This window comes from Christiangramia sp. LLG6405-1 (assembly GCF_045055805.1).
Classification (GTDB): Bacteria; Bacteroidota; Bacteroidia; order Flavobacteriales; family Flavobacteriaceae; genus Christiangramia.
Genome location: NZ_CP159330.1, coordinates 1,227,016 through 1,241,049, shown reverse-complemented (window position 1 = coordinate 1,241,049; position 14,034 = coordinate 1,227,016). Strand labels below are relative to the sequence as shown.

Sequence of the window (14,034 nt, the reverse complement as noted above, 5' to 3'; positions counted from 1 at the left end):
TTTTGACGTGTCCATCTATTGGATTCGTCAAAATCGTGCATTGAATTTTTTTCAATGTACCTAAAGAGAATTTAAACTGAATTAATACTCTATCTATGATTAATAAAATCATTGATTTTTCAATCAATAACAAATTTATTATTGGGCTACTCACACTTGCATTAATAGGTGCTGGTATTTATAGTATGACCCAAGTTCCCATTGATGCCGTACCCGATATTACAAATAATCAAGTACAAGTTATAACGCAATCGCCCAATCTGGGTACAGAAGATATTGAGCAATTTGTAACCTATCCCGTCGAGGTGGCTATGAGCAATCTGCCCAACGTTAAAGAAATCCGTTCGATTTCTCGTTTTGGGCTTTCTGTTGTAACCATTGTATTTGACGATGATGTAGGAACGTATCTGCCCAGACAGCTCGTTGCCGAAAAGCTGACAGAAGTACAGGAACAAATACCAATGGGGTTTGGTAAACCTTCAATGGGACCTATCTCAACAGGATTGGGCGAAATCTATCAATACACCCTTGAAGTTGATGAAGAACACCAAGGCGAATATTCTGCCACAGAACTGCGAACGATTCAAGACTGGATTGTTCGTAGACAGATGGCTATGGTAACTGGGGTGGTCGAAGTAAATGCCTTTGGTGGAAATAAAAAGCAGTATGAAGTATCTGTTGACCCTGACGAACTTCGTGCCATTGGTATCACGATTTCGGATGTGTTTTCCGCTTTGGAAAATAACAACCAGAATACAGGCGGTGCTTATATCGAGCGTAACCATCAAGCCAATTTCATACGTGGCGAAGGTTTGGCGAGAACCGTTTCGGATATCGAAAATATGGTTGTCAAAACTGTCAACGGTATTCCCATAAAAATAAAGGATGTAGGGAACGTTACTATGGGAAGTGCCGTGCGCTATGGTGCGCTGACCAAAGATGGAAAGGGCGAAGCCGTGGGTGGAATGATTTTGATGCTGAAAGGGGCTAATTCCAACGAAGTAATTGAAAATGTTACCCAAAGGATGGAACAGATTCAGCAATCCCTTCCAGATGGGGTAAGCATTAAACCCTTCCTTGACCGTAGCGAATTGATTGCGGAAACCACAGGAACAGTAACTGGAAACCTTTTGGAAGGTGGTCTTATTGTAATTTTTGTCTTGGTATTGCTTTTGGGTAATTGGCGTGGCGGTTTAATAGTTGCATCCACTATTCCCCTTTCATTATTGTTCGCTTTTATCTTAATGTACATTTTTGATGTATGGGCTAACCTAATGAGTTTGGGGGCTATCGATTTCGGTATTATCGTAGATGGTGCGGTTATCATCGTGGAAAGTACCGTTTTCTTAATGTACTCATATGTAGTGAAAAAGAAAGCTGTAAGTTCTGAAACACGAGATGAAATCGCTGCAAAGTCATCCAAAAAAATGATGAACGCTGCCTTCTTTGGTCAGCTCATCATTCTTATTGTCTTTCTTCCTATTCTGGCTCTCGAAGGTGTCGAGGGCAAGATGTTCCAGCCTATGGCGTTGACCTTCATCTTTGCGATGATTGGGGCAATGCTACTTTGTTTGACTTACGTGCCAATGATTTCGGCTCTTTTCCTAAGACCGCCAAAATCAGAAAAACAATCTTATGGCGATAAGTTCGTCCATTGGATAGAGCGAAAGTATGAGCCGCTACTTACCAAATCACTCGTCAAGGGAAAAGTGATTATAGGCATTGCCGTTGCACTTTTTGTAGTTGCCATTTTTGCCTTTACCAGAATGGGCGGCGAGTTCATACCACAATTGGACGAAGGCGATATTGCTTTCCACGCCATTTTAAAGCCCGGAAGTTCGCTTACTGAAACCATTGAGACCACAACAAAAATTGAGCGTATCGTAAAGGCTGAATTTCCCGAAGTAGAAACTATCATTAGCCGTATCGGTGTGGCTGATGTGCCTACCGACCCGATGCCGATGGATATTGCCGATGTATTCGTTATCCTTAAACCAAGCGATGAGTGGACATCCGCTGAGAGTAAGGATGAACTGTTGGAAAAAATGAAGGATGCCATTAGAATAGTTCCCGGTGTTAATTTTGAGTTTACACAACCTATCGAGATGCGATTCAACGAATTGCTTACAGGCGTTCGTGAAGATGTCGCTATCAAGTTGTTCGGGGAAGATTTGGATATACTCGCAAGTAAGGCCGAGGAAATGGGCAAAATCATAGCGACCGTTCCCGGTGTTGCAGATATGAAAGTAGAGGCAACCGATGGCCTTCCTCAAATTACGGTTAACTATAACCGTAATAAGCTGGCGCAATACGGTCTTGAAATCAACCAGCTCAATAGTGTATTACAAGCTGCTTTTGCAGGTGGAAAAGCAGGTGTTATTTTCGAGGGCGAAAAGCGGTTCGATTTGGTCGTACGCCTACAAAAAGAGAATCGGGAAAGTATTGCCGATATCCAAAACCTGTTCATAAATCTTCCTAATGGTTCGCAAATCCCACTTCGGGAAATCGCGGACGTGAGCTACGAATCCGGTCCAATGCAAATAAGCCGTGATAATACAAATCGTAGAACATACGTAGGTATCAACATTCGTGACCGTGATGTCAAATCTGTTGTCGAAGAAATTCAGGCAAAATTGGATGCTCAATTCGACCTTCCCCCAGGATATTATATTCGTTATGGCGGTGCATTCGAGAATCTTGAACGTGCCAGTAATCGGTTGCAAACGGTTGTCCCAATTGCTTTGATGCTAATCTTTATCCTGATTTATTTCGCATTAAAATCTTTTCCGCAGACCTTAATGATTTATTTGGCCATACCAATGGCGACCATAGGTGGTGTGTTCGCCCTATGGCTTCGGGATATGCCTTTTAGCATTTCCGCAGGGGTAGGTTTTATTGTGCTATTCGGGGTAGCGGTACTTAACGGATTGGTAATGATAAGTGGACTAAACGAGCTGAAAGAAGAAGGCGGTACCGACTTAAGACAGCGAATTATAGAAGGTACTAAACGTAGAATTCGTCCTATTATGCTAACGGCCTTGACTGATATGTTAGGGTTTCTTCCAATGGCCATTTCAGCATCGGCTGGGGCTGAAGTACAGCGACCATTAGCTACCGTTGTCATTGGTGGATTGCTAACTTCGACGCTCTTGACACTTTTTATTCTTCCTATTTTTTATCAATGGGTCGAGAAACGTTCGGAACGTAAGATGAAAGTCAATCCAAAATTCGTTACTGCAACTGCGGTAGTCTGTTTACTGTTTACATCTACTTTCGTTAAGGCACAAGAAGTTCCTCAGAATAATTCCCTGCCAGTTATATCATTGGAAAAAGCGGTAGAAGTTTCCAAGGAAAACTATCCGCTCTTGAAAACGAAACAGTTGGAAATTCAAAAACAAACTGTGCTAAAGGGTACAGCTTACGATTTTGGAAATACCCAAGTGTTCACGGGTGGCGAGGAAATTTCGGATAGTCAGGGTATTTACACTTTGGTTGGTTTAGGACAGCAGAATATCAACCTATTCGGTATAGGTGCTAAAAAGCGTTTGCAAAAACAGCGTATCGCTTTAGCGGAAACAGCTCTTGAGATTTCTGAACTTCAGGTAGAACGGGAAGTTAAAAAGGCTTGGTCACAAGCCTATCAGCAAAGGCAGAAATTTGAACTGTACCGTGAACTGGATTCCATCTATTCACAATTTGAAAAGGCCATTCAACTCAACTTTGAGGTGGAAGCTATTTCAAGACTGGAATATTCATCTGCCACAAATCAAGCCTTGCAAATCAGTAACAAATTGCAACAGGCAGAAAGTGATTATACCATTGCCCTGCAAAAATTGAATCTTTGGTTGGTATCAGACACGTATTATTCCGTTCCTGAAACTTTAGAAGGTAGTGAGGTTGCCATATTGGGAATGGACACAGATTTAGGCAAACATCCAGAACTACAACTTTCGCAAAAGCGCACTAATGAAGCAGAAGCTAACTATGAAGCAGCGCGTTCCGATTTGATGCCCAATTTCAACTTACAGGGCGGACTTCAAAGAGTAAACGACAATAATGGGTTTTATAGTTATCAGGCAGGTATTTCCATTCCTCTTTTTTCAGGTGTGGTACGTAGCCAAGCAAAAGCCTCTAAAATAGATAACGAAATCGCGAGAGCAAATGCAGATTTTACCAAACGGCAATTGCAATCTGAATATCAGCAGGCAATACAAGCTTATCAAAAATGGGAAGGCTCTTGGGCTTTTTATAGTGATAAAGCCTTACCACTTGCAGAAGAACAACGCAAAGGTGCATTGCTCGCCTATAAAGAAGGGGCGGTGGACTATGCAGCGTTCACGCAAATTATACGGGATGCCATTCAGACGGAAATGGATGCGCTGGACGCTCTCGACAATTATTTAAAATCAGTTTTCGAACTACAATATTTCAAACAATAAGAAATGAAAAATCTATCTAAATATACAGTTATCGGATTATTTATGATGCTCTTAGGTCTAACAGCTTGCGGCGACTCTAAATCTGAGACTGCCGAAAACGATGAGGGAAATTCCGAAATGGAAGAAGTACACACAGAGGGCGAAGCTGAAGAAGTGATGCTTACGGCCAAACAGTTCGATGCATTACAAATGAAAATCGACACCCTACATATGCGAAATATGAGCGGTTATGTGGAAGCAAATGGCCAACTGGAAGTTCCACCTCAGAATGAAGCGACTATCACTTCGGTCATAGGTGGAAATGTGGTTTCCATCGAGGTTATTGAGGGCGATAAGGTCAACAAAGGGCAAACGGTCGCTTATTTATCCCATCCTAATATCATTCAAAAACAGACGGATTATCTGAATGCGTATAGCAATAACCAATATCTTAAGAAGGAATTTGAAAGACAAAAGACTTTATATGACGCTGGTGTAGGCAGCGGTGCTAATTTTCAAAAAGCAGAAGCTCAATATGAGGCATCCCGAAGTATGGCCAACGGTCTGGAAGCGCAGCTGCAACAACTAAATGTTAGCGCTTCTGGCGTTAGAAAGGGAACTATTTATCAGCGTGTGGCCTTGCGTAGCCCCATAGAAGGATACGTTCAAAAAGTAGAGGTAAAAACAGGTCAGTACGTAGAACCGCAAACCGACCTTATGGAAGTCGTGGACACCCACCACGTTCACGCAGATTTGATGGTCTTTGAAAAGGATGTGTATAAAGTCAAAAAAGGGCAGATGGTTACGTTCAATGTACAATCCAATCAGGGCCAAGAACTGACCGCAGAAATTTATTCTGTGGGAAAAACTTTTGAGGAAAATCCCAAAGCATTGCACGTACACGCAGAAATCGAGAACAAGCAAGGCAATCTAATACCAGGAATGTACATCCAAGGGCGGATTCAAACTGACAATACAATGACCACGGCAATACCTGAAAGCGCCATTGCAGCCGATGGCGAAAAGTCATTTGTGTTTACAGCAAAAAAGGAAGGCGAGGATTGGAAGTTTACGCCCGTAGAAGTCACAAAAGGCACTCACGATGGCGAGTGGATTGCCATAGATTTTTTAAAGGAACAAGAGCCTGATACACAATATGCCTTTAATAATGCCTACTACCTTATGGCAGAAATGAAAAAGGGCGAATCAGAACATAGTCATTAATAATAAAAACCCACAGTAAAGAACATCAAGAATAATATTAACAATGAAAGAAATAGAAAAAAGATTAGATGACAATGGGGTTCGCCCTACGGCAATGCGCATATTGATTTATAAGTATATGGCCGAAAAAGAGGTTGCCGTAGGATTGACAGATATTGAGAATGCTTTCGCGAAAGCGGACAGGACTACTCTGTATCGTACCCTAAAAACTTTTGAGGAAAAAGGTATCGTACACCAGATAGACGATGGTTCCAACATTTCAAAATATGCATTGTGTGAACCGGGTTGCAACTGTGAACTTGAACAAGATCTGCACTTGCATTTTCACTGTAATAACTGTGACGAAACGGTTTGTTTAACGGAACAAAAAATTCCGCATATCAACTTGCCCGATGGATATATAGCTGAGGATGCCAATTTGGTCATTAAAGGAATTTGCGAGAAGTGTAGCGGACAATAAATGCACTTCCGTTGCACCAATATTTCCAGTATATTTTGTGCGAATTTTTAAATGTAAAAACCTATGATACAGATAATAAATACAGGAAAGGATAATTTAATTTCTGCGAAAATCAGCGGAAAGATTTTAAAAAATGATGTTGAAAAAATACATCCACTAATTCATAATATTATTAAAAAAGGGAATAAAGTAGATTTCTATTTTGAAATGGAAGACCTTGAGGGTTATACACTCAAGGGATTTTGGGAAGATATTAAAGTGGACAGCGCACATATTTCAGACTATAGAAAAATGGCTTTTGTAGGCGAAAAGAAGTGGCAGGAATGGTCTGCAAAAGCAACTGACTTCTTCACAAGCTCAGAAGTGAAATATTTCGATTTAGAAGATAAGGAACTGGCAAAAACTTGGATTACCTCTTAAATCTGTACAAATGAAATTCAATACCGTAATGCCAAATGGCTTAAAGGAACATTATGAAAATGAACTACGGTTTTACCGTTTGTCATTACTCAAAGGAAATTTGTCTCAAGCTTGGAATCATCTTGAGCGCTCACACATAATTGGTCAATCCTATCCTTTTGAGCATACATATTCCAATTGGCTAATGCTCAAATTTGGATTCAGACAAAAGAATGTGAAAGAAGTTTTAGGTCAACTTGTTCGCTTAGTTGTGGGTGGGTGGAAATCGTTTATCGACCATATACCAACTGGAAATACAGGGGGTTCCAATGTTCTACCACTAAAAAAGATGGAACTTCCACAAGATTTAAGTATCATTTTAAACCAATACAAACCAACATAATGAAAAAGAAAAAAGTAAACTTACGTGACTTAGAACCAAAAGAACACCAAGGCGAGCACAGTCACGACGATGGCCATAACCATAGTAGTCCCGAAGATATTTCCAATTTTAGGACTTACCTGCCCGCAATTTTCAGCTTTCTAATGCTTATTATCGGAATTGCGGTTGATTACTTTGACACCTTTCCTTTTTTTGAAGGCTGGGTCAGAGTGGTTTGGTACACCGTTGCCTATATACCCGTTGGTTTTCCTGTTATAAGGGAAGGTTGGAATAGTATTAAAAATGGCGATTTTTTCACAGAATTTTTCTTAATGTCGATTGCCACTTTAGGGGCATTTGCCATTGGCGAATATCCCGAAGGCGTGGCCGTAATGCTATTTTATGCTGTGGGCGAACTATTTCAAAATGCAGCGGTCAACCGAGCCAAAAGAAACATTAAAGCTTTACTGGATGTAAGACCAAATGAAGCTTTGGTTTATCGCGAGAACGATTTTGTTTCCGTAAATCCCGAGACCCTTGAGATTGGCGAAAAGATTCAGGTACGTGTTGGCGAAAAAGTTCCGCTTGATGGCATTTTAATTTCTGAAAAGGGCTCTTTTAATACTGCTGCCTTGACAGGCGAAAGCAAACCTGATACTATCGCTAAAGGCGATACTGTCTTTGCTGGAAGCATCAACCTCGATGGCGTAATCGAAATCGAGACTACCAAGGAATTTAAGGACAGTTCCATTGCACGAATTCTGGATATGGTTCAGAATGCAACTGCCAGAAAATCAAAGACCGAATTGTTCATTAGAAAATTTGCGCGGATTTATACACCAATCGTTGTATTCTTGGCAATCGGCCTGACATTATTGCCTTACTTTTTTGTAGATGATTATGTGTTTAGGGATTGGCTATATAGAGCATTGATATTCCTTGTGATTTCGTGTCCGTGTGCGCTGGTTATTTCTATTCCTTTGGGCTATTTTGGCGGATTGGGTGCGGCATCCCGAAACGGTATTCTATTCAAAGGTGCATCTTTTCTCGATGCAATGACCAAAGTGAACACGGTCGTAATGGACAAAACCGGAACGGTTACCAAAGGGGTTTTCAAAATCAAAGAAATCAATTCCATCACATTTGAGGAAGCTGAGTTTATGAAATACCTGATGGCTATGGAAGAACAATCTACCCATCCTATTGCAAAAGCGATTCTCGAATACAAAGCAGACGGTTCGGAGTTTGAAGCGACTAATGTTTCAGAGGTTGCCGGAAAGGGGTTGAAGGGAACAGTTAATGGGAAGACGGTGTTGGTAGGCAACAAAGCTTTGATGACTTCAAACAACATAAAAGTTCCTTCGGAAACGGATGGTATTGTAGAATCAATTGTTATGGTGTCCATTGATGAGAAATTTGCAGGTTACGTAACCATTGCAGATGAACTAAAGGATGATGCGCACCAAGCCATCAAACAAATTAGGGATGCAGGAATTTCTAAGATTATAATGCTATCAGGCGACAAGGACTCTATTACGCAACAAGTTGCAAAAGAGTTAAATATCGATTGGGCAAAAGGTGGTCTGTTACCTGAAGACAAGCTAAACGAAGTTGAAGAACTGAAGAAACAACCTGATACAAAAGTAGCATTTATTGGTGATGGCATCAATGATGCACCAGTTTTGGCCGCAAGTGGTGTAGGTATTGCGATGGGTGGTTTAGGAAGCGATGTTGCTATTGAAACTGCTGATGTTATCATACAGACAGACCAACCGAGTAAGATTGCAAGAGCGATTCAAATTGGTCGTTCAACTCGAAATATCGTATGGCAAAATATTGGTTTGGCCTTCGGTGTAAAAGTAATAGTTCTAATTCTTGGTGCTTGTGGATTAGCAACAATGTGGGAAGCTGTTTTTGCTGATGTAGGCGTTGCTTTACTCGCTATTCTTAATGCCGTTAGATTGCAGAAAATGAAGTGGAAGGATTCTTAGAGGGATACTGGATAAACCAATAATTGAAAATATCGATATAAGATTGTCTATCTCCATATTAATTAGATCCCTATTGAACTTGATTTAATGGCCACTTCTACGCCACGTCTTAAATGCTTGAAAACCCGAAGTGCAATTTGTGCTTGACTAACTGGAATACTTGGCACTATGGGTAATCCCGTTTTTGTGATCATTTTGAAAGCCAATGCTTTTTCATTGGCTGGCAACTTCATCAACGCGGCGAAGTATAGATTAGGATTCTTAACAAAATCCTTCCTGGCTTTATAGGTTTCTGCAAAGTTGCGTTTATAGTCAAAAGTCTTGTCAAACGTTTTTTCCGCTTTCGCGAAAAAGGTATCTCTATCAAAACCGCGCTTTACCTTTTTACCGTGCATTTCAACTTCCGAAGCTTTGTGTTTGCTTCCGGGAGAAAGACTAACAGAATTTGAAGCATCCTTTCGGCTAACGATGATATGGATGTGACTTTGGTTTCCATCTTTTCGCATTCCCTGGACAATCCGTTTTCCGTTTTGCTGATGCGGTGCTTGGCGTTCCAGATTGGCAATTTCTTTTTTCATCTTTTTAATATTCCCCTCAGCTCTTCCTTCTTGAACATTTCGGATTTCAGTTTTTAGCTGAAGAATTTTTGAAGCGTAAGGTTGATTCTCTTTAATCTGAAAATCTGTTCCTTTAAAGGTTCGTTGATGTTCAATTTTAGCGAAATATTTTATGTCATCTATGGTTATGGGTCGTCCGTGAATTTCTCGATTGAAGCTGGCAACATAATCCTTCATAAGCTCACGCGTGTAGGTTTTTAAATCTTGGCTATTGTTCTGAAGTTTTCGCAATTCGCACTTTGAGGGACTGACCGTAATCGAATAAAACTTGGGTTCTTTCTTTTTCAATTTTGCGGTGTTTCCATCGATTTCTTTTACCACTTCTTCAGCGGAAATTTCAACGCCATATTGATTGAAAAAGTGTTCCATATCTTGCTGTTCTAGACCCTCGTTTTCTTTCTCTAAATAGCCCACAAAATCAGCTGAACTTTGTGAATAATTAGTACCCAACTTTTGAGGTGTTATTGTGATGTACATAGTTCAAAAAATTAAAGTTGGTTACTTGGGTTTTGCTTTTCGCGAAAGCGTACTTCCTTTTTTTCTTCGGCATATTTCTTTTCTACAATCAGCGATTTTTTTATAGGTTCTTCTGTTTCAAAAAGGGATTGAATCATCGCTACCGTGGGTTTCGTTTGTGTCTTTTCCACGTCTCGCATTATGGCGATAACTGCATTAATTCTTTTTAAAAGTTTTGCTTCAATTGTTCGTCCCGTTGGACCTAATTTTTCTTTTGGCGAAATTTCGTTATAGAAGAAAAAATCGAGAATAGTTGACATTGCTTCAGTATGTGACTTGAAGTGTGCTTTCGAAAATTCTTGAAAACGTTTGGCAGTTTTCCGTTTAAACCTAATTGTAATGAATGAATCCATTTTCTTTCGCTTTTTTAAAGATTTGACGTAAATCCATCCCTGTTTACTGGCTATTTCAAGCTGTTTGACGCAAATTGTAGAAACTTTGAAATATCGACTGATTGTAAACAGCTAATAATCAGGTTATTAAAATGTAAATAGAATCCGTAACATCGCGCAGCGTGTTACCCTCTTGCTATTCCATTTTCGTCCGCACAGCGGACAAAATTTCATACAATTTGCTTATACACAAATTGCTTTTTTCGGAATTCGAATAATTCCAAATTGTAAATTATCGATGGATACAGCTATCAGCGAAAGTCAAAAATTGGATAGCTATAAAATTATATTTGCTGAAGTTCAGCTTTTTAAAGATACAATTTTTTGGAATTTCAGTGAAAAATAGATTCCATAAAAAAGACCTGAAAAATCAGATCTTTTTAGGATTTATAAGGAGGTTCTGTTATAACAGTCCTTCATCTGCAAAAGAGAAGTAATTACCGTCTGGAGTAATAATTAAATGATCAAGGACTTTGATATCAAATAACACAGCAGCATTTTTAATTTTCTCCGTAAGCCTTTTATCTGCTTCACTGGGTTTTAAAGTTCCGCTGGGATGATTATGCGCTAAAATAACACAGGTAGTCAAACTCTTTAGAACTACCGCAAAAAGAATTCTTAAATCTACTAATGTGCCGGTAATTCCACCCATAGAAACTTCATAGATTCCTTTTACCTTATTGGCATTATTAAGAAGCATAACTTTAAAGCATTCTTGGAGTCCTATCTGGTCTTTATTCCACTCACTAAATAATAGTTCGGATGCACTTAACGACGAAGTAATTTTAGGAGCCTGAGAGATTTTAAAATTTCCCTGATATTTTATTGAGATTTCATTAACTTTAGTTTTCATTATTGACTTTTTAAAGGGTTGATAATTAAAAGAGGGCGTTACCGTGAACAAGTACCCGCCCTCTTATTTTATTATTACTGGCTATCGCCATTTTTTACACCTAGTAAAAGAATTTCGTTGGCTTCTACTTCGGTTACATACCGTTTTACTCCATCTTTATCCTCATAGCTACGGGATTTAAGTTTTCCAGCTACTCCAATCTCTTTACCCTTTCCGGCATATTTTTCAATAATTTCTGCAGTTTTTCCCCAGGCCACGATAGTGTGCCATTCTGTATTCTGTATTTTTTCGCCTTTTTCATTTTTATAAAACTCATTAGTGGCGAGTGAAAAACGGGCAACTTTTTTACCGCTTTCGAGGTTCGTGATTTGTGGATCCTGTCCGACATTTCCAATTAACTGTACGTGATTTTTTAAAGTACTCATGATTAAAAGATTTAAAGATTGCTAATTATGCCACCTGAACCTTTCAGATAGTTTGCTTTATTATTTTTCTTAAATGATTTACTTATTATATCTGGAGCGTTTTCCTTTTTTGTTTTTTTTGGTGCGACTTCCTTTTGAATGTTTTTGAAAGATTTCATAAGATTCATTTTAGATTTACTTCCTATAGCGCCCTCGCTGTTACCTTTTTTTGTTGCTGATACATTTTCAATATTTGGAATTGATAAGGACTTATAAAAAGGAGGTACGACTGGCTTATGCAGTGCGTTCAACTTCCGAATGTTGGTATTTTGCTATTAAAAAAAGGGAATGACAGTGAGGGTGCGGGAGTAATTCTAAAGGCGTTTGTGAAATATTAAAACATAGGAAGTAGCATCAAATGAATAAATGGAATTCCTATTTAGCGGACTTAATTCACGATTTAGGCTCGGGAATGTAGTGTTCCTTCCCAGCATGGCGGGAAGGGTTAACGGAATGGAAAGCTGAAATTGGGGATTGTGTCCAAGACCTTTCTAGTGAAGCTCTTTGCCCGTTATGAAGCTTTTCGCGAATTGCAGGGGAATGTGCTGAGTGGATTTGGGTGTAACCGTCTTTCATATACTTAGCCATCCAGTTTGAGGTACTGGATAAACCTTTATTTATTTTAGGCCATAGCATAGACTTCATCAAACAGCTTTTTATCCAACCGATCTTGTTGGCCAAAGCTTTTCTTTAGGACGTTGTGTAGTACTGAATTGAATGCATTGTAGCCCAACCAAAGATTTGGTTCTTCATTGAGCACCAATGCTTCGTAGTTTAAGATTTCGATGACTTCACGAGACTTTTTTGATGGGTCGCTATTCTTGTCGCTACATTCGTATCTAAACAATTTTGTTCTGTGGAGAATCGCCTTCACAAATTCCTGTATATCGATGATTTTAAATTCCTTCATCTTGTCGAAATTCTTGATAATGGTATAGAATTCATTAGTCAGAAATTTATCGAACAGATTGTTTAGCCTCGGCATAATTAGGTGAGTATTGTTCTTACTGTGCTTAATGGAAAACTCAATTTCCACTTGTGAAACGCGCAGACCATTTGAACACACCTCTCTATAAAACCCGAAGTGGCCAGAGGTCTTCTCACTTCCATCATAAGAGTTTTTAAAACGAAGCATCGGTAGTATCAAATCCTTATCATTCTTGACTGTAAACTGGCTTTTGTCATCGATAATAAAGTCAGTAATAAACGATCTGTCGTTTTTATTGATTGTGCGTTTATGAAAGTTCAGTTTTGCCTCAGTCAGCATTTCATCAGCTTTTTCGAAGAATAGTTGATTCGGAATATGTCCGTAGCTATTCGATACCACATTGACGATTTTGCCGTTTGATATAATGGCATTTTCAAGCCCTCGTCGGGATTCCATCTGGGTCAGACTTTTTAAGGATTTCATTCCTGATGGAACAAAGATTTCATCCTGTTGCAAATTTTGTAAATACATAGCTTTTGAATTTAGATTAAACAATATTTGAGCATAACCCAAACGGAAGCTAAAATCTCAGCTCAAAAGGAAACGGAATAATTAAGCGTAGGAAGATGTGATGGCTTTATGCCGTAGTCTCTTGATGGAAGTATTTTACGAGTTTAAATTGCGGTATTATTGTATAATAATAATCTCCCCATTCGAAGAAGTAGGGTTGTGATTACCTAAAATCTATTATTCGCATAGTGATATAATAGTATTTATGTGTAAATAATAAGATTTAACATCAATAAGAATGATGTGAGTAAAACAGCCGAATGTTGTACCTATGTTGTACCCAAGACATAAAAAAAGCCCTCACATTTCTGTGAAGGCTTGATTTTACTAGTAGCGGGAACTGGACTCGAACCAGTGACCTTCGGGTTATGAGCCCGACGAGCTACCTACTGCTCTATCCCGCGCTATTGGACGGCAAATATAAGACGTTTTTTAGTTTCTAACCAAACTTTTTTAAAAAATTATATTGAAATCCATTGGAGACCATCCAGCCTATCTTTGACATCATAAGTCCTCACCTCTACATTCAGAAATATATCACTCACATTCACAGCATTTTGGAACCACGAACTATCTGTCACGATAGCTATTTTGCCAAAAAGATCTGCGTTAGAATATTTAAATTTTATTCCTTTTAGAAGTGCATTAAAACTAATTTCATGACCTTTTTCAAGCTCTAAATAAACATTGACCTTATCGTATTGTTCAAAACGAGCTTTGATCTCTAGAATTACGTCGTCTAGAACCTCATCTGTAAGATCTGAATTGATAATAATTCCGATCACATGACCTGGAAGATCGAAAGTTGCTAACATGGTTG

The 14,034-nt window shown here is 39.1% G+C and carries 13 protein-coding genes and 1 tRNA gene; 6 read left to right on the top strand and 8 right to left on the bottom strand.

Going from position 1 to position 14,034, the window contains the following annotated elements; all coding sequences use genetic code 11:
* Positions 1-95: 95 nt before the first annotated feature.
* The 6 genes from ABVM50_RS05750 (at position 96) to ABVM50_RS05725 (ending at position 8,874) form a co-directional block, all read left to right on the top strand.
* The gene (locus tag ABVM50_RS05750; RefSeq protein WP_309562717.1) at positions 96-4,439 is read left to right on the top strand and encodes a CusA/CzcA family heavy metal efflux RND transporter; all 4,344 of its coding nucleotides are present in this window, start codon (positions 96-98) and stop codon (positions 4,437-4,439) included.
* Between the two features lie 3 nt (positions 4,440-4,442).
* A complete protein-coding gene (locus ABVM50_RS05745; RefSeq protein WP_405200356.1) occupies positions 4,443-5,642 on the top strand; it encodes an efflux RND transporter periplasmic adaptor subunit in 1,200 nt (399 codons plus the stop codon).
* A gap of 43 nt (positions 5,643-5,685) precedes the next feature.
* The gene (locus ABVM50_RS05740; RefSeq protein ID WP_309562715.1) at positions 5,686-6,102 is read left to right on the top strand and encodes a transcriptional repressor; all 417 of its coding nucleotides are present in this window, start codon (positions 5,686-5,688) and stop codon (positions 6,100-6,102) included.
* Between the two features lie 63 nt (positions 6,103-6,165).
* On the top strand, positions 6,166-6,522 hold the full coding sequence (locus ABVM50_RS05735) for an STAS/SEC14 domain-containing protein (RefSeq protein WP_309562714.1): 357 nt from the start codon (positions 6,166-6,168) through the stop codon (positions 6,520-6,522).
* Positions 6,523-6,532: 10 nt separating this feature from the next.
* Positions 6,533-6,904, top strand: a complete 372-nt coding sequence (locus ABVM50_RS05730) for a DUF3703 domain-containing protein (protein WP_309562713.1) — start codon at positions 6,533-6,535, stop codon at positions 6,902-6,904.
* Positions 6,904-8,874 carry a heavy metal translocating P-type ATPase gene (locus ABVM50_RS05725; protein WP_405200355.1) on the top strand — a complete coding sequence of 657 codons (1,971 nt, stop codon included), beginning with the start codon at positions 6,904-6,906 and terminating at the stop codon, positions 8,872-8,874. Before ABVM50_RS05730 ends, ABVM50_RS05725 begins: the two co-directional genes overlap by 1 nt.
* Before the next feature lie 62 nt (positions 8,875-8,936).
* Here ABVM50_RS05725 and mobB read toward each other — a convergent pair whose 3' ends face one another.
* From mobB to ABVM50_RS05685, 8 genes are all read right to left on the bottom strand, one after another.
* Positions 8,937-9,968 (bottom strand): MobB family relaxase, encoded by a 1,032-nt coding sequence (gene mobB, locus ABVM50_RS05720; RefSeq protein WP_405200354.1) that lies wholly within the window; start codon positions 9,966-9,968, stop codon positions 8,937-8,939.
* 11 nt (positions 9,969-9,979) lie between these two features.
* On the bottom strand, positions 9,980-10,360 hold the full coding sequence (locus ABVM50_RS05715; protein ID WP_309562710.1) for a BfmA/BtgA family mobilization protein: 381 nt from the start codon (positions 10,358-10,360) through the stop codon (positions 9,980-9,982).
* A 442-nt stretch (positions 10,361-10,802) separates the two neighbouring features.
* Positions 10,803-11,252 carry a RadC family protein gene (locus tag ABVM50_RS05710; protein ID WP_405200353.1) on the bottom strand — a complete coding sequence of 150 codons (450 nt, stop codon included), beginning with the start codon at positions 11,250-11,252 and terminating at the stop codon, positions 10,803-10,805.
* Positions 11,253-11,326: 74 nt separating this feature from the next.
* Positions 11,327-11,677: a single-stranded DNA-binding protein gene (locus ABVM50_RS05705; protein ID WP_026914619.1), complete on the bottom strand. Its 351-nt coding sequence runs from the start codon at positions 11,675-11,677 to the stop codon at positions 11,327-11,329.
* Positions 11,678-11,688: 11 nt separating this feature from the next.
* A complete protein-coding gene (locus tag ABVM50_RS05700) occupies positions 11,689-11,967 on the bottom strand; it encodes a hypothetical protein (RefSeq protein WP_405200352.1) in 279 nt (92 codons plus the stop codon).
* Between the two features lie 371 nt (positions 11,968-12,338).
* Complete coding sequence (locus tag ABVM50_RS05695) at positions 12,339-13,175, bottom strand: DUF932 domain-containing protein (protein WP_405200351.1); 837 nt, start codon at positions 13,173-13,175, stop codon at positions 12,339-12,341.
* A 370-nt stretch (positions 13,176-13,545) separates the two neighbouring features.
* A tRNA-Met gene (locus tag ABVM50_RS05690) sits at positions 13,546-13,618 on the bottom strand.
* 57 nt (positions 13,619-13,675) lie between these two features.
* On the bottom strand, positions 13,676-14,029 hold the full coding sequence (locus tag ABVM50_RS05685) for an STAS/SEC14 domain-containing protein (RefSeq protein WP_405200350.1): 354 nt from the start codon (positions 14,027-14,029) through the stop codon (positions 13,676-13,678).
* Positions 14,030-14,034: the final 5 nt, after the last annotated feature.

What these genes read in the sequence shown, in the direction of transcription:
- ABVM50_RS05745 (WP_405200356.1), top strand. Translation starts at nt 4,443, where the DNA reads ATGAAAAATCTATCTAAATATACAGTTATCGGATTATTTATGATGCTC.
- ABVM50_RS05685 (WP_405200350.1), bottom strand. Translation starts at nt 14,029, where the DNA reads ATGTTAGCAACTTTCGATCTTCCAGGTCATGTGATCGGAATTATTATC.
- ABVM50_RS05715 (WP_309562710.1), bottom strand. Translation starts at nt 10,360, where the DNA reads ATGGATTCATTCATTACAATTAGGTTTAAACGGAAAACTGCCAAACGT.
- ABVM50_RS05705 (WP_026914619.1), bottom strand. Translation starts at nt 11,677, where the DNA reads ATGAGTACTTTAAAAAATCACGTACAGTTAATTGGAAATGTCGGACAG.
- mobB (WP_405200354.1), bottom strand. Translation starts at nt 9,968, where the DNA reads ATGTACATCACAATAACACCTCAAAAGTTGGGTACTAATTATTCACAA.
- ABVM50_RS05730 (WP_309562713.1), top strand. Translation starts at nt 6,533, where the DNA reads ATGAAATTCAATACCGTAATGCCAAATGGCTTAAAGGAACATTATGAA.
- ABVM50_RS05695 (WP_405200351.1), bottom strand. Translation starts at nt 13,175, where the DNA reads ATGTATTTACAAAATTTGCAACAGGATGAAATCTTTGTTCCATCAGGA.
- ABVM50_RS05750 (WP_309562717.1), top strand. Translation starts at nt 96, where the DNA reads ATGATTAATAAAATCATTGATTTTTCAATCAATAACAAATTTATTATT.
- ABVM50_RS05710 (WP_405200353.1), bottom strand. Translation starts at nt 11,252, where the DNA reads ATGAAAACTAAAGTTAATGAAATCTCAATAAAATATCAGGGAAATTTT.
- ABVM50_RS05740 (WP_309562715.1), top strand. Translation starts at nt 5,686, where the DNA reads ATGAAAGAAATAGAAAAAAGATTAGATGACAATGGGGTTCGCCCTACG.
- ABVM50_RS05725 (WP_405200355.1), top strand. Translation starts at nt 6,904, where the DNA reads ATGAAAAAGAAAAAAGTAAACTTACGTGACTTAGAACCAAAAGAACAC.
- ABVM50_RS05735 (WP_309562714.1), top strand. Translation starts at nt 6,166, where the DNA reads ATGATACAGATAATAAATACAGGAAAGGATAATTTAATTTCTGCGAAA.